The sequence below is a fragment of the Pseudomonas sp. H1_D05 genome, assembly GCF_054682705.1.
Genome location: NZ_CP162825.1, coordinates 5280969 through 5297320, shown reverse-complemented (window position 1 = coordinate 5297320; position 16352 = coordinate 5280969). Strand labels below are relative to the sequence as shown.

The window sequence follows — 16352 nt, the reverse complement described above, 5'->3', positions numbered from 1 at the left end:
GCGCAAGTTGTTATGAAAGTGTAAACGGGTACTTGCAAGTCATCTTTCGCAGGTAAGCGGAACATTAATTGAAGCCCCGCCCAAGTGTGGCGGGCCCAATCATTTCAGGAAAAATCGATGAAGATGGCGAAGGCCCCAGCCACCGCTCCCTTATTCAAGGCATTGGCTGACTATAAAAGTATTCTGATCAGCGTCGGCTGCTTTACCGCACTGATTAACGTGCTGATGCTGGTGCCCTCCATCTATATGCTCCAGGTCTATGACCGGGTGCTGTCGTCGCAGAACGAAACGACCCTGGCGATGTTGTCGCTGATGGTGGTCGGTTTCTTCGCCTTTATAGGCCTGCTGGAAGTGGTGCGCAGCTTTATCGTGATTCGCATCGGCAGCCAGTTGGAGCGCCGCTTCAACCTGCGCGTCTACCAGGCGGCGTTCGAGCGCAACCTGTTCAAGGGCGAGGGCAACGCCGGGCAATCACTGGGCGACCTGACGCACATTCGTCAATTCGTTACCGGGCCGGCGCTGTTCGCGTTTTTCGATGCGCCATGGTTCCCGGTCTACCTGTTTGTGATTTACCTGTTCAACGTCTGGCTCGGTGTGCTCGCCACAGCAGGCGCACTGCTACTGATCGGCCTGGCCTGCCTCAACGAATACATGACCAAAAAGCCGCTGGGCGAAGCGGCCGGTTATTCGCAGAAGTCCAGCCAGTTGGCCACCAGCCATTTGCACAATGCCGAAACCATTCAGGCGATGGGCATGCTCGGTTCCCTGCGCAAGCGCTGGTTCCAGGTGCATTCGCGTTTCCTCGGCCTGCAAAACCAGGCCAGTGACACCGGTGCGGTGATCAGCTCGTTGAGCAAAACCCTGCGCCTGTGCCTGCAATCGTTGGTGTTGGGCTTGGGTGCTTTGCTGGTGATCAAGGGTGATATGACCGCCGGGATGATGATCGCCGGTTCGATCCTGATGGGCCGCGTGCTCAGTCCGATCGACCAGTTGATTGCGGTGTGGAAACAGTGGAGCGGGGCGAAGCTGGCTTACCGCCGTCTCGACGCATTGCTGCAAGCGTTCCCGCCGAGTGACGACGCTATGGCGCTGCCGGCGCCGAAAGGCCAGATCACTTTCGAACAGGTCAGCGCCGGCCCACCGGGGCAACGTGCGGCGACTTTGCAGATGGTCAATTTCAACTTGGGCGCCGGTGAAGTGCTGGGTGTGCTGGGTGCTTCCGGTTCCGGCAAGTCGACGCTGGCCCGTGTGCTGGTCGGGGTCTGGCCGACTCTCGGCGGCACCGTGCGTCTCGATGGCGCGGATATCCATCGCTGGAACCGCGACCAACTCGGTCCCTATATCGGTTATCTGCCGCAAGACATCGAGCTGTTCAGCGGCAGCATCGCCGAGAACATCGCCCGTTTCAGCGAGGCCGATCCGCAGAAAGTCGTCGCCGCTGCGCAACAGGCCGGCGTGCACGAAATGATCCTGCGCCTGCCGCAAGGCTACGACACGCAACTGGGCGAGGACGGCAGTGGTTTGTCCGGCGGCCAGAAGCAGCGCGTGGCATTGGCGCGTTCAATGTACGGCACACCGAGCCTGGTGGTGCTGGATGAACCGAACTCCAACCTCGACACCGTCGGCGAAGCCGCATTGGCCAGCGCCATCGCCGCGCTTAAAGCGCAAGGCACCACGGTGGTGCTGGTCACACATCGCTCTTCGGTGCTGGCCCAGGCCGACAAGCTGCTGGTGCTCAATGACGGGCGTCTGCAAGCCTTCGGCCCGAGTCAGGACGTGCTCAAGGCACTTTCCGGCCAGCAAGAACAACAACGGGAAAAAGCTGCACCGGCACCGGGCGGGCTCAGCATGAGCCGACAGTATCAGCCCTCGACAAGGAATTCGGGTGTATGAGCAGCGCAAGCATGAACACTGAAAACGAAGCGAGCATGGAACACGCCTACATCACCGAACGCCCGGAGCGCGATGCGAAGTTCTTCGCACGTATGGGCTGGATTCTGGCGATCGTTGGCGCCGGCAGTTTCTTCACCTGGGCGGCCCTGGCGCCGCTGGATCAAGGCATTCCGGTGCAAGGCACGGTCGTGGTCTCGGGCAAGCGCAAAGCCGTGCAGTCGATGAGCAGCGGCGTAGTCAGCCGGATTCTGGTGCGCGAAGGCGAAATCGTGAAGCAGGGCCAGCCGCTGTTCCGCCTCGATCAAACGCAAGTCGCCGCTGACGTGCAGTCGCTGCAAGCGCAATACCGCATGGCCTGGGCCAGTCTCGCGCGCTGGCAGGCTGAGCGTGACAACCTCAAGCAAGTGACCTTTCCGGCTGAGCTGAGCAATGATCCGGACCCGCGTCTGGCACTGGTACTGGAAGGTCAGCGGCAATTGTTCAGCAGCCGTCGCGAGGCCTACTACCGCGAGCAGGCCGGACTGCGCGCAAGCATCGAAGGCGCCACCGCGCAACTGGCCGGCATGCGCCGCGCCCGCACTGATCTCAATGCTCAGGCCGACTCGCTGCAACAACAGTTGAGCAATCTGCAGCCGCTCGCCGACAACGGCTACATCCCGCGCAACCGCTTGATGGAATACCAGCGGCAACTGTCGCAAGTGCAGCAGCAACTGGCGGAAAACACCGGTGAAAGCGGTCGCGTGGAGCAGGGCATCCTCGAGTCGCGGCTGAAACTGCAACAGCACGCCGAGGAATACCAGAAGGAAGTCCGCACGCAACTGGCTGACGCGCAGCTGAAAAGCGTGACTCTGTCGGAGCAGCTGACTTCCGCCGGTTTCGATCTGCAACACAGCGAAATCATCGCCACTGCCGATGGCGTGGCGGTCAATCTCGGCGTGCACACTGAGGGCGCGGTGGTGCGTCAGGGCGAAACGCTGTTGGAGATTGTCCCGCAAGGCACCACGCTGGAAGTGGAAGGGCACTTGCCGATCAACCTGATCGACAAGGTCGGCGCGCATTTGCCGGTGGACATCCTGTTTACCGCGTTCAACCAGAGCAAAACCCCGCGTGTACCGGGCGAAGTCAGCCTGATTTCCGCCGACCAGATGGTCGATGAGAAAACCGGCGTGCCGTACTACGTGTTGCGCAGCAGTGTCAGCGACCACGCCATGGAAAAACTCAACGGTCTAGTGATCAAGCCCGGCATGCCGGCAGAAATGTTCGTGCGTACGGGTGAGCGTTCACTGCTCAACTATCTGTTCAAACCGCTGCTTGACCGGGCCGGCTCTGCGCTGACCGAAGAATAAGGATGTTCGGCTGTATGAATAAGCTTTCCACGCTCGCAGCAGCATTCTTGCTGCTCGCGAGTCACTCGGCAGTGGCGGCCATGGGGCCGTTCGAGATCTACGAACAGGCGTTGCGCAATGACCCGGTGTTCCTCGGCGCGATAAAGGAACGCGATGCCGGCCTGGAAAACCGCGCCATCGGCCGCGCCGGCCTGTTGCCGCGCATCGGTTACACCTACAACAAGGGGCGCAACTCGTCGAAAGCTACGTCTCTCGATGAGCGCGCGCGTAACCGTACCGACGATCGTAACTACAGCAGTTACGGCTCGGCGCTGACCCTGCAACAACCGCTACTCGACTACGAGGCTTATGCCGCGTATCGCAAAGGTGTCGCGCAATCGTTGTTTGCCGACGAGAACTTTCGCGGCAAGAGCCAGGAGTTGCTGGTTCGCGTGCTGGATAACTACACCAAGGCACTGTTCGCGCAGGATCAGATCGACATCGCGCAGGCGAAGAAGAAGGCGTACGAGCAGCAGTTCCAGCAGAACGAACACATGTTCAAGCAGGGCGAGGGCACGCGTACCGATATTCTCGAGGCTGAGTCGCGTTATGAACTGGCGACTGCCGAAGAGATCGAAGCGCGCAACGAGCAGGATGCCGCACTACGGGAACTGGGTGCACTGGTCGGCGTGCCGGCGGTGGACATCGGGGATCTGGCGCCGCTCGATCAGAACTTCCAGACCTTCGCGCTGATGCCGGCCAATTACGACACCTGGCATGAAATGGCGGTGAGCAATAACCCGAATCTGGCTTCGCAACGCCAGGCCGTGGAAGTCGCGCGGTATGAAGTGGAGCGCAATCGTGCCGGGCATTTGCCGAAAGTCAGCGCCTATGCCTCGATGCGCCAGAACGAATCGGAAAGTGGCAACACCTACAACCAGCGCTATGAAACCAACACCATCGGTTTTGAAGTCAGCGTGCCGTTGTATGCCGGTGGCGGGGTGTCGGCGTCGACGCGTCAGGCCAGCCGCACTATGGAGCAGGCGGAGTACGAGCTGGACGGCAAGACGCGTGAGACGTTGATTGAACTGCGGCGGCAGTTCAGCGCTTGTTTGTCCGGGGTGAGCAAATTGCGCGCTTATCAGAAGGCATTGAGCTCGGCGGAAGCGCTGGTGGTGTCCACTAAGCAAAGCATCCTCGGTGGTGAGCGGACCAACCTCGACGCGTTGAACGCCGAGCAGCAGTTGTTCACCACGCGCCGTGATCTGGCGCAGGCGCGGTACGACTATTTGATGGCCTGGACCAAGTTGCATTATTACGCCGGGACCTTGAACGAGCAGGATCTGGCGCGGGTGGATGAGGCATTTGTGGTCGCTCAACAGCCCTCACCCTAACCCTCTCCCAGAGGGAGAGGGGACTGATCCGGGGATATTGCAGAAGTACGCCGACCTGAACGAGCGGCACCGAATCCAACATCGAGCCGGTTTTTCAGGTCGATGAATGCCGCAAGACACCGCCGTCAGCTCCCTCTCCTGAGGGAGAGGGCTGGGGTGAGGGGATGAGCGACGCGGTTTTTCAGGTCGATGAATGCCGCAAGACACCGCCGTCAGCTCCCTCTCCTGAGGGAGAGGGCTGGGGTGAGGGGATAAGCGACGCGGTTTTTCAGCTCGATGCATGACGCAAGACACCGCCGTCAGCTCCCTCTCCTGAGGGAGAGGGCTGGGGTGAGGGGATGAGCGACGCGGTTTTTCAGCTCGATGCATCACGCAAGACACCGCCGTCAGCTCCCTCTCCTAGGGGAGAGGGCTGGGGTGAGGGGATAAGCGACGCGGTTTTTCAGCTCGATGCATGACGCAAGGCACCGCCGTCAGCTCCCTCTCCTGAGGGAGAGGGCTGGGGTGAGGGGATAAGCGACGCGGTTTTTCAGGTCGATGTAAGACGCAAAACACCTAGGTCAGCTCCCTCTCCTGGGGGAGAGGGTTGGGGTGAGGGGAACAGGCAACACCGCAAAAGAACCTGCATAAAACAATAAAAGTGAGTGGTGAACATGGACGTACGCATCAAGCCAATTTCGGTCGGTACCCTGCTGCTTGTGATTTTCGCAACCCAAGCTCAGGCGCAATATCTTGAAACCGGCCAACCCGGCGATCCCGGCAGTTGGCGCAGCGCCGAATTCCTCCGCGACTGGGGCCTTAGCCGGATGCAGGCTGAGCAAGCCTACGCCGCCGGCATCACCGGTAAAGGCGTGAAAATCGGCGCCCTCGACTCCGGTTTCGATGCCGCCCACCCGGAATTTGCCAGCGACCGCTATCACCCGGTAATGGCCAGCGGCAGCTACATTGACGGTTCACTGTTCAACGTCAATGGCACCCTCAACCCCAACAACGACTCCCACGGCACGCATGTCGTTGGCACCATGGGCGCCTCACGCGACGGTACCGGCATGCACGGCGTGGCGTACAACGCGCAGATCTACGTCGGCAACACCAACAAAAACGACAGCTTCCTCTTCGGCCCCAACCCCGATCCGCGCTATTTCAAAGCGGTATACGACGCCCTCGCCGATGCCGGCGTGCGCGCGATCAACAACAGTTGGGGCAGCCAGCCGCCGGATGTCAGCTACCGGACACTGGCCGATCTGCACGCCGCGTACGCTCAGCACTGGAATAAAGGCACCTGGCTCGATGCGGCAGCGGATGTTTCCCGGCGCGGCGTGATCAACGTATTCAGCGCCGGCAACAGCGGCTATCCGAACGCCAGCGTGCGTTCCGCGCTGCCGTACTTTCAGCCGGATCTGGAGGGCCACTGGCTGGCCGTGTCGGGCCTCGATCAAAGCAATCAGCAAAAGTACAACCAGTGCGGTCTCGCCAAATACTGGTGCATCACCACGCCGGGGGCGAAGATCGACAGCACCATTCCCGGTGGTGATTACGCGATCAAGTCCGGCACCTCAATGTCGGCGCCGCACGCGACCGGGGCACTGGCGTTGGTGATGGAACGCTACCCGTACATGACCAATCAGCAGGCGCTCGAAGTGCTGCTGACTACTGCAACGCAACTGGATGGCTCGGTCACCGCTGCGCCGACCGAGCGGGCCGGCTGGGGCGTGGCCAACCTGAACCGGGCGATGCGCGGGCCAGGGCAATTGCTCGGTGCGTTTGATGCCAACTTGGGGGCAGGGCAGCGCGATGTCTGGAGCAATGACATCTCCGACAAGGCGTTGATACAGCGGCAGGCGGAAGACCTCGCCGAGCACAGCGCCTGGCAGCAAACCCTGCAAGACAAGGGCTGGCAGAACGGCGTTGCTGCCGGTGCCAGTCAGCAGGATCAGACCGATTACGCGGTCGGCACTGCCCGTGATACGGCAGCGGCGAGCCGGGTGTATCAAGGCAGCCTGATCAAGTCCGGCGGCGGCCAGTTGATCCTCACCGGCGACAACACCTATCGCGGTGCAACCACGGTCAATGGCGGCTTGCTCACGGTCAACGGCTCGCTGACGTCTGCCGTGACGGTGAATGACAGCGGCAGCCTCGGCGGTTCCGGCCGCATCGCCGCGTTGACCGCCAATAGCGGCGGCCGCGTGGCGCCGGGCAACTCCATCGGCACCTTGAATGTCGCTGGCGATGTGAACTTCGCGCCGGGCTCGACCTACGCCGTTGAACTGTCGCCAACCAGCAGCGACCGCATCGTTGCCGGCGGCACCGCCACTATCAGCGGCGCCACGGTCAGCCTGTCGCTGGAAAACAGCCCGACGCTGCTCAGCACCACCGAGGCGCAAAGCCTGCTCGGTCGCCAGTACGACATCCTGCAAGCGGCCGGCGGCATTCAGGGCCAGTTCGGTGCCGTGCTGCCGAACTACCTGTTTATCGGCGGCAGCCTCGACTACGCCGCCAATGGCATTCAACTCGATATCGAACGTAACTCGACCACCTTCGCCAGTGTCGGGCAAACGCCGAATCAGCGCTCAGTAGCGGCTGCCGTCGAAGGCTTGGGCGCGGGTAGCTCGGTGTACGAAAGCCTGTTGCGTTCACCTGACGCGAGGTCGGCGCAACAGGCGTTTCAGCAGTTGAGCGGCGAGATCTACCCGGCGTTGAGTTCGATGCTGATCAACGACAGCCGCCAGTTGCGTGACGCAGTAGGCGAGCGTCTGCACGATACCAATGCTGCGCAAAGCAATGGCTGGGTCAAGGCGCTCGGCGCCTGGGGCACGACTGATTCGAGCCACGACACGGCGGGCTACAACACCTCGATTGGCGGGCTGCTGGCCGGTGTCGATGGCGCGCTGGACGAGCAGACCCGCATCGGTCTGGTCAGCGGTTACAGCGACAGTTCGCTGAGCATGGGTTCGGGCACGCATTCCTCGGCCAAGGTCGACAGCTATCACCTCGGCGCGTACGCCGGCCGTGAAGTTGGCGCCTGGCGCTTGAGCACGGGCGCGGCCTACAGCTGGCATCGCGGCAATGTGAAACGCGACCTGCAATACGGCAACGTCAGTGCCAAACAAAAAGCCAAGGTCGATGCGGCGACCACACAAGTGTTCGGCGAGGCGGCTTATCGCTTGCACCTGCAACCACTGGCGCTGGAGCCATTCGCCAACCTGGCTTACGTGCATCTGGACACTGAAGGTTTGACCGAGAAGGGCGACGCTGCGGCGTTGAAAAGCTCCGGCGATCAACGTGACGCGGTGCTGAGCACCCTCGGTGTGCGGGCGATCAAGACGTTCAATCTTTCGCCCGCGCAATCACTCGACGTGAGTGGCCATCTCGGCTGGCAGCACAGCCTCAGCGACATCGATTCCGAGCAGCATCTGCGCTTTGCCAGCGGTGGCACGCCGTACGCGGTGGAAAGCTCTGCGCTGGCGCGTGACGCGGCGTTGGTCGGCGTGCAGGCCAGCCTGGCGCTGAGCCGCGATGTACGGGTCAACCTTGATTACAACGGACAACTGGCCAGTCGCGAAAAGCTGCATGGCGTTGGCTTGAGCCTGAACTGGCAGTTCTAAGCAAGATAACCCGGCTTCTGGTGATCGTTCCCACGCTCCGCGTGGGAATGCCTCTAGGGACGCTCTGCGTCCAGTGACGCGGAGCGTCACGGGCTGCATTCCCACGCGGAGCGTGGGAACGATCAACGACGATCATCGCCCTCAGTGGCAACGATCAGGATTTTTCGCAACATCACTAAGGAAGGTCGCTGGATGAATAACAACAATACCCCCGCGCAAACGGGAGGCCGCTTTGCCCTGAAAACCCTCACGCTTGCCGTGCTCTGTGCCATTGGCACAGCCCACGCCGCGCCCTACGTGGAGAGCGGTCGTACGGGCGATCCGTCGAGTTGGCGCAGTGCCGAGTTCCAGGCCGATTGGGGCCTGGGCGCGATCGGTGCCGATCACGCCTACGCCGCCGGCTATACCGGCAAAGGCGTGAAACTGGGGATCTTTGATCAGCCGGTGTATGCCGCGCACCCGGAGTTCTCCGGCAGCAATAAAGTCGTCACCCTGGTCACCAGCGGGATTCGCGAATACACCGACCCGTACATCCCGGTCAAAGCCGGCGATGCGTTCCGTTATGACGGTTCGCCCTCGGTCGGTTCCGACGGCAAACTCGGCGCCCACGGCACCCACGTCGGCGGTATCGCCGCCGGCAGTCGCGACGGCGGGCCGATGCACGGCGTGGCATTCGGTGCGCAGATCATCAGCGCCGACAACGGCGACCCGGGCCCGGAAGACGGCATCGTTCGCGGTAACGACGGCGCGGTGTACAAGGCCGGTTGGGACGCACTGATCGCCAGCGGCGCGCGGATCATCAACAACAGCTGGGGCATCGGCATCACTGACCGTTTCGACCTCGGCGGCCGCGATCCGGCGTACCCGCACTTCACCGTCAATGACGCGCAAGTGCAGTTCAACGAAATCCGCACGCTGCTCGGCACCAAGCCCGGCGGCGCCTACGACGGTGCGATTGCCGCCGCGCGCAGTGGCATCGTGACGATCTTCGCCGCCGGCAACGACTACAACCTCAACAACCCGGACGCCATCGCCGGCCTCGGCTATTTTGTCCCGGACATCGCGCCGAACTGGATCACCGTCGCCGCGCTGCAGAAGAACCCGGACCTGGCCAGCGCCAATCCGTACATCATGAGTACGTTCTCTTCGCGTTGCGGCTATACCGCGAGTTTCTGCGTCTCGGCGCCGGGTACGAAGATTTTCAGCGCGATCATCGAAGGCACCAACGCCGACAACCTGACCACCGGCTACAAAAACTACAACGGCACCTCGATGGCCGCGCCACACGTGGCCGGTTCCATGGCGGTGCTGATGGAACGCTTCCCGTACATGAGCGGTGATCAAGTCGCCACGGTCTTGCGTACCACCGCCACTGACCTCGGCGCACCGGGCATCGACGCCTTGTACGGCTGGGGCATGATCAACCTGCGCAAGGGCATCGACGGCCCGTCGATGTTCGTCACGGAGCAGGACATCCCGGCCGAATTCCGCATCGACGGCGCTTACGGCTCCGGCCAGTTTGTCGCCGATCTGCCGGGCATCGGCGCAATCATCGATCAAGGCAAACCGACCGAACGCGTGTGCACCGACATCACCTGCGGCCTCGACACCTGGCGCAACGACATTTCCGGTCACGGCGGGCTGACCAAGCAAGGTATCGGCACACTGGTACTGACCGGCAACAACACTTACAGCGGCCCGACCCTGGTCAATCAGGGGCGCCTGGCCATCAACGGTTCGCTGCAATCGGCGGTGACGGTGAATGACGGCGGTATCCTCGGCGGCAATGGCCACATCGGCACGCTGTCGGTGAACAGCGGCGGTACGGTGGCGCCGGGTAATTCCATCGGCACAATGAATGTCGCCGGTGACGTGACCTTTGCACCGGGTTCGACCTACGCCGTAGAGCTGTCGCCGACCCGCAGCGATCAGATCATCGCCACTGGCAAAGCGGTCATCGAAGGCGCGACGGTGAGCCTGTCGCTGGAAAACAGCCCGACGCTGCTGACCACCAATGAAGTGCAAAGCCTGCTCGGCACGCGCTACAACATCCTGCAAGCGGCGGGCGGTATTGAAGGCCGCTTTGGTCAGGTGTTGCCGGATTACGCCTTTCTCGGCGGCACGCTGGCGTACTCGGCCGATGGCATCCAGTTGGCAGTCGGGCGTAACGACGCCTCGTTCGCCAGCGTCGGTTTGACGCCGAACCAACGTGCGGTCGGTGCGGCGGCCGAGCGTCTGGGCGCTGGTAACGCGCTGTTTGAAACCCTGTTGCTGTCGCCGAATGCGGCGTCGGCGCAGCAAGCCTTCCAGCAGTTGTCCGGCGAGATCCATCCGGCCATTGGCACGATGCTGATCAACGACAGCCGTTACCTGCGTGAAGCCGTTGGCGAACGTCTGCGCGAGCGTGATCTGTTCAACGCTGGCGCACCGACTGACGATCGCAGCAACGCCTGGGTCAAGGTCTTGGGTTCGTGGGGCAAGAGCGATGGCGGGCATGACAATGCCGACTCCAACAGCTCCATTGGCGGCCTGCTGGCCGGTGTCGATGGCTTGATCGCTGAAGATACCCGTCTGGGTTTCGTTACCGGTTATAGCGACAGCTCATTGAGCATGGGCAGCGGCACGCATTCGTCGGCGTCAGTCGACAGCTACCACTTGGGTGCGTACCTGGGCCATCAGATCGATGCGCTGCGTCTGACCGTCGGCGGCGCCTACAGCTGGCACCGTGTCGACGTCAAACGTGACCTGCAGTTCGGGGACGTGAGCGGAAAACAAAAGACCAAGCACGATGCCGCAACCACGCAAGTGTTCACCGAGGCCGCCTATGATCTGGGCCTGCAACCGATGAACCTGGAGCCGTTCGCCAATCTGTCCTATGTGCACCTGAACACCGAAAGCTTCACCGAAAAAGGTGACGCCGCCGCGCTGAAGGGCGGTGAGGACAACCGCGATGTGGTGCTGTCGACCCTCGGCGTGCGTGCCAAGCGCAGCTTCGCGCTGTCGGATCAGCATCAGCTGGAACTGGGCGCGAGCCTCGGCTGGCAGCACAACCTGAGCAATGTCGACGCGGACAGCCATCTGGCGTTTGCCAATGGCAACAGCGCGTTCACCGTGCAGAGCGTGTCGATGGATCGCGATGCGGCGGTGGTCGGTGTGCGTGCGGGTCTGGCGCTCAACCGCGATGTGCGGGTGAACCTGGATTACAACGGCCTGATCGGTAACAACGAGAAAGACCACGGCGTGGGTCTGACCCTCGACTGGCAGTTCTAAGGCGTACCGGCAGTTCTGCGGAACTGCCGGTTTTTGAAGGAAGAGAGAGCACAACATGGGACTGTTCGATTATAAAAATGCCGATGGCAAAGCGTTGTACAGCGACGCCATCGCACTGACGCTGTATGCCTACACGCCGACCGGCAAGCCTCTGCCGGCCACCGCTTGGGCGCCGCTCACGGCAACCGCGCTGGGTTATCAGGGCAAGGTCGGGCCGCAAGGCACGTTCTTCGGCGAGAAGGACGGCTTCACCAGCGCCGAGGCCGAAGTGCTCGGCAAGTACGACGCCGCCGGCAAATTGATCGGCATCGGCGTCGCTTTTCGTGGCACCGGCGGGCTGGGTTACAGCGACACCTTCGGCGACCTGAAAAACAACCTGCTGGCCGCCATCGGGCCGTCGGATTACGCGAGCAAATACGCGAAAAATGCCTTCGACAACCTGCTCAAGGCGGTCGCCACATTCGCCATTGCCAACGGTATTGCCGCCAAGGACGTGCTGCTCAGCGGTCACAGCCTCGGCGGGCTCGGCGTCAACAGCGTCGCCGAATTGAGCGCGAGCAACTGGGGCGGCTTCTTCAAAGATGCCAACTACATCACCTTCGCCTCGCCGACTCAGAGCAGCACCGGCAATAACGTGCTGAACATCGGGTTCGAGAACGACCCGGTGTTCCGCGTGCTCGACGGCACCACGTTCAGCAGCGCCTCGATGGGCAAGCACGACAAGCCGCACGATTCGACCACCGACAACATCGTCAACTTCAACGACAACTACGCCTCCACCGCGCAGAACCTGGTGCCGTTCAGCATCATCAATCCGCTGAACTGGTCGGCCCACAGCTCGCTGGGTTATGCCGATGGCTTGAATCGGGTCATCGATTCGAAGTTCTACAACCTGACCCATAAAGACTCGACGATCATCGTCTCCAATCTGGAAGAAGCTTCTCGCGGCAAGACCTGGGTCGAAGATCTCGGCCGCAGTGGCGAGCCGCACACCGGCAGCACGTTCATCATCGGCACCCAGAGCAGCGACTGGCTCAAGGGCGGCGCGGGCAACGACTTCCTCGAAGGCCTGGGCGGTGATGACCGGTTCCGTGATGACGGCGGCTACAACATCCTGCTCGGTGGCCAGGGCCACAACACCTTCGAACTGCAGAAACCATTGCAGAACTTCAGCTTCGCCAACGACGGTGACGGCACGCTGTACGTGCGCGACGCCTACGGCGGCATCAGCATGACCCGCGACATCGGCGCGCTGGTGAGCAAGGAGTCGGGTTCGTGGTGGGGCAGCAAGGAAATCACCTGGGGCGTTACGGCCAAAGGTTTGACCAATGGCAACGAACTGACCCAGTACAACCACTCGCTGAGCGGCGATGGCTACGGCAATGCGCTGCACGCCACGGCTGACGGTGACTGGCTGTTCGGCCTCGGTGGCGACGACAAACTGATCAGCGACAAGGGTCATGTGACCTTCGTCGGTGGCGCCGGCAATGACGTGATGAGCGCAGTGGGTGGCAACAACACCTTCCTGTTCAGTGGCGCGTTCGGTTTTGATGCCATCAACGGTTATCAGGGCAGCGACAAACTGGTGTTCATGGGCGTCGAAGGCGCGGGGCAGGGCTACGACTACAAGCAGCACGCGGCGCAGACCGGCAACGACACCGTGCTGAAGATTGGCGACTATGCCGTGACCCTGGTCGGGGTGGGAGTGGCTAACCTGTCGGACTCCAGTTTCATGTTCGCGTAGATCCAATGTGGGAGCGAGCTTGCTCGCGAATGCGTAGTGTCAGTTGAAGTATTGGTACCTGACACACCGCTTTCGCGAGCAAGCTCGCTCCCACAGTGAACAGCAACAAGTAGTACTGAAATGCTCCGGGGCGTCCCCGTGGGGCGCCCTGGCTGTGAGCTATCTCTAACAATTCCAACAAGAGAGAGGCAATAGCAATGGGTGTGTATGACTACAAGAACTTCGGCACAGCCGATTCCAAGGCGTTGTTCAACGATGCCATGGCGATCACGCTGTATTCCTATCACAACCTCGATAACGGCTTTGCCGCCGGTTATCAGCACAACGGTTTCGGCCTCGGCCTGCCCGCCACGCTGGTCACGGCGCTGCTCGGCGGCAGCGATTCGCAAGGGGTGATTCCCGGCATTCCGTGGAACCCCGACTCGGAAAAACTCGCCCTCGACGCGGTGAAAAAGGCCGGCTGGACGCCCATCACCGCCTCGCAACTGGGCTATGACGGCAAGACCGATGCGCGCGGAACCTTCTTCGGCGAGAAGGCCGGCTACACCACCGCGCAAGTGGAAATCCTCGGCAAGTACGACGCCCGGGGCCATCTCACCGAACTCGGTGTTGCCTTTCGCGGCACCAGCGGCCCGCGGGAAAACCTGATCCTCGACTCCATCGGCGACGTGATCAACGACCTGCTCGCCGCCTTCGGTCCCAAGGATTACGCGAAGAATTACGTCGGCGAAGCCTTCGGCAATCTGCTCAATGACGTGGTGGCGTTTGCCAAGGCCAACGGCCTCAGCGGCAAGGACGTTCTCGTCAGTGGCCACAGCCTCGGTGGCCTGGCGGTCAACAGCATGGCCGACCTGAGCGGGGGCAAGTGGGGTGGTTTCTTCGCCGATTCCAACTACATCGCCTACGCCTCGCCAACGCAAAGCAGCACCGACAAAGTGCTCAACGTCGGCTACGAAAACGACCCGGTGTTCCGCGCCCTCGACGGCTCGACCTTCACCGGTGCTTCGATCGGCGTGCACGATGCGCCCAAAGTCTCGGCCACCGACAACATCGTCAGCTTCAACGATCACTACGCCTCGACCGCGTGGAATCTGCTGCCGTACTCGATCCTCAACATTCCCACCGGATCTCGCACTTGCCGACCGCGTATGGCGACGGCATGAACCGGGTGATCGACTCAAAATTCTACGACCTGACCAGCCGCGACTCGACGATCATCGTCGCCAACCTCTCGGACCCGGCGCGGGCCAACACCTGGGTACAGGACCTCAACCGCAACGCCGAAACCCACAAGGGCAGCACGTTCATCATTGGCAGTGACGCCAACGATCTGATCCAGGGCGGCAGCGGCAACGATTACCTGGAAGGCCGCGCCGGTAATGACACCTTCCGCGATGGCGGTGGCTACAACGTCATCCTCGGCGGGCAGGGCAGCAACACCCTCGATCTGCAAAGCGCGGTGAAAAACTTCGACTTCGCCAATGACGGTACCGGCAATTTGTACGTGCGCGACGCCAACGGCGGGATCAGCATCACCCGCGATATCGGCAGCATTGTCACCAAGGAACCGGGCTTTCTCTGGGGCCTGTTCAAGGACGACGTGATCCACAGCGTTACGGCCAGCGGCTTGAAGGTCGGCAACAACGTCACCGCGTACGAATCCAGCGTCAAAGGCACCAGCGGCGCCGATACGTTGAAGGCGCATGCCGGTGGCGACTGGTTGTTCGGGCTGGACGGCAACGATCACCTGATGGGTGGCGTCGGCAATGACGTGTTTGTCGGCGGCGCCGGTAACGACCTGATGGAGTCGGGGGGCGGGGCGGATACGTTTCTGTTCAACGGTGCGTTTGGGCAGGATCGGGTGCTCGGTTTCACGTCCAATGACAAACTGGTGTTTCTCGGTGTGCAGGGCGTTTTGCCGGCGGAGAATTTCCGGGCTCATGCTGCGACTGTCGGGCAGGACACGGTGCTGACGTTTGGCAACGATTCGGTGACGTTGGTCGGGGTGTCGCTGAATAGCCTGAGTGCTGACGGTATTGTGATTGCCTGATGTTGATGGGGCGCCTTTAAGGCCCCCTTCGCGAGCAAGCTCGCTCCCACAGGGGATTTGTGAACGACACAGATCCAGTGTGGGAGCGAGCTTGCTCGCGAAGAACGATAACGCGGTTTAAAAGTGACTCGATGGCCACGGCCTGACTCAAACCCCTGCGAAAACAGGAAATGCGGCCTAAAGCCAGCACGTGCACACACGTTCTATAGCTAGCCGCCATTGGGTACAGGAGATTCAAACGTGAAAGGTTTCAAGGGGTATGTCGGGTTCGTCGCACTGGCGCTGTGTTCGGCCAATGCCTGCGCCGATCTGCCTCAAAGTTCGATTCTGAGCCGTTACGGTGTCACCACCGAGCAACTGCCGAGCCCGCCGAAAACCGCGGCGGTCGAACCGGTCGAAGAGAAGAGCCGCTTTCAGATTCAGCCCGAACAACCGTTCGTGACCCTGCGCCTGGGTGACGGCAAGCAGCCACAAACCACCGGCAATCTGAGCATCGATCGCATGACGCAGCAGGATCTGGATCGTTGTCGGCGTTTGCAGGGCGAAGTGGTCAAGCGGGGTGGCACGTACATGCCGTGCGACGGCAGCCTGCCGGGCATGCCGACTTTCGAATAACACGCGATGATTGTTCCCACGCTCTGCGTGAAAATGCCTCAACGGACGCTCCGCGTTCGGCTCTGGATGGGACGCGGAGCGTCCGGGCTGCATTCCCACGCAGAGCGTGGGAGCGATCGACGCGAGCGAAACCTAGTCTTCTTCGCGCACAGTGGCCACTTCATCGGCACGGACCTTCACCTTGGCCCCGGAAATATCCTCGAACTCATAGAAGCCGTCCTTGGTTTTGGTCTTCGGCATGTCCTTGGTCAGGTACTGGGTGCCGTTCTGCAGGGTGACCACCGTCGGCGTCGAGCAACCGGCCAGTGCCAGCGCGGCGGCGATGGCGAAAGGGATGCCCAGTGACTTGATTTTCATACCCACCTCTAAATCCTCATTCGATGTGATGCCGAGCATTGTCGGCCCTCTAACGCGGTTGGTGCCATCCCCGGAGGAAAAGTTCGATAGCCCGGCGAA

General features: G+C 61.5%; 8 protein-coding genes and 1 pseudogene. 8 read left to right on the top strand and 1 reads right to left on the bottom strand.

Annotated elements, in window-relative coordinates:
* The first annotated feature begins 117 nt into the window (after positions 1 to 117).
* The 8 genes and pseudogenes from AB4O11_RS23875 to AB4O11_RS23840 all read left to right on the top strand — a co-directional run bounded on the left by AB4O11_RS23875 (position 118) and on the right by AB4O11_RS23840 (position 15896).
* A complete protein-coding gene (locus AB4O11_RS23875; protein WP_258708273.1) occupies positions 118 to 1893 on the top strand; it encodes a type I secretion system permease/ATPase in 1776 nt (591 codons plus the stop codon).
* Entirely contained in the window at positions 1890 to 3239 is a 1350-nt protein-coding gene (locus AB4O11_RS23870; RefSeq protein WP_099759227.1) for an HlyD family type I secretion periplasmic adaptor subunit, read from the top strand. Before AB4O11_RS23875 ends, AB4O11_RS23870 begins: the two co-directional genes overlap by 4 nt.
* Before the next feature lie 2 nt (positions 3240 to 3241).
* Positions 3242 to 4612, top strand: a complete 1371-nt coding sequence (locus tag AB4O11_RS23865) for a TolC family outer membrane protein (protein WP_460128887.1) — start codon at positions 3242 to 3244, stop codon at positions 4610 to 4612.
* 653 nt (positions 4613 to 5265) lie between these two features.
* On the top strand, positions 5266 to 8217 hold the full coding sequence (eprS, locus tag AB4O11_RS23860) for an autotransporter serine peptidase EprS (protein WP_460128886.1): 2952 nt from the start codon (positions 5266 to 5268) through the stop codon (positions 8215 to 8217).
* A gap of 192 nt (positions 8218 to 8409) precedes the next feature.
* Positions 8410 to 11487, top strand: a complete 3078-nt coding sequence (locus AB4O11_RS23855) for an autotransporter domain-containing protein (RefSeq protein WP_460128884.1) — start codon at positions 8410 to 8412, stop codon at positions 11485 to 11487.
* Between the two features lie 55 nt (positions 11488 to 11542).
* Positions 11543 to 13231 carry a polyurethane esterase gene (locus tag AB4O11_RS23850; RefSeq protein ID WP_460128882.1) on the top strand — a complete coding sequence of 563 codons (1689 nt, stop codon included), beginning with the start codon at positions 11543 to 11545 and terminating at the stop codon, positions 13229 to 13231.
* 197 nt (positions 13232 to 13428) lie between these two features.
* Positions 13429 to 15281: pseudogene (locus tag AB4O11_RS23845) on the top strand (polyurethane esterase).
* A gap of 240 nt (positions 15282 to 15521) precedes the next feature.
* On the top strand, positions 15522 to 15896 hold the full coding sequence (locus tag AB4O11_RS23840; protein WP_460128880.1) for a hypothetical protein: 375 nt from the start codon (positions 15522 to 15524) through the stop codon (positions 15894 to 15896).
* A gap of 132 nt (positions 15897 to 16028) precedes the next feature.
* On the opposite strand, the gene AB4O11_RS23835 is transcribed toward AB4O11_RS23840, so the two are convergent.
* On the bottom strand, positions 16029 to 16253 hold the full coding sequence (locus tag AB4O11_RS23835) for a YgdI/YgdR family lipoprotein (RefSeq protein ID WP_093431342.1): 225 nt from the start codon (positions 16251 to 16253) through the stop codon (positions 16029 to 16031).
* Positions 16254 to 16352: the final 99 nt, after the last annotated feature.

Coding starts and splice junctions, on each gene's coding strand:
- AB4O11_RS23875 (WP_258708273.1), top strand. CDS start 118: ATGAAGATGGCGAAGGCCCCAGCCACCGCTCCCTTATTCAAGGCATTG.
- AB4O11_RS23870 (WP_099759227.1), top strand. CDS start 1,890: ATGAGCAGCGCAAGCATGAACACTGAAAACGAAGCGAGCATGGAACAC.
- AB4O11_RS23865 (WP_460128887.1), top strand. CDS start 3,242: ATGTTCGGCTGTATGAATAAGCTTTCCACGCTCGCAGCAGCATTCTTG.
- eprS (WP_460128886.1), top strand. CDS start 5,266: ATGGACGTACGCATCAAGCCAATTTCGGTCGGTACCCTGCTGCTTGTG.
- AB4O11_RS23855 (WP_460128884.1), top strand. CDS start 8,410: ATGAATAACAACAATACCCCCGCGCAAACGGGAGGCCGCTTTGCCCTG.
- AB4O11_RS23850 (WP_460128882.1), top strand. CDS start 11,543: ATGGGACTGTTCGATTATAAAAATGCCGATGGCAAAGCGTTGTACAGC.
- AB4O11_RS23835 (WP_093431342.1), bottom strand. CDS start 16,253: ATGAAAATCAAGTCACTGGGCATCCCTTTCGCCATCGCCGCCGCGCTG.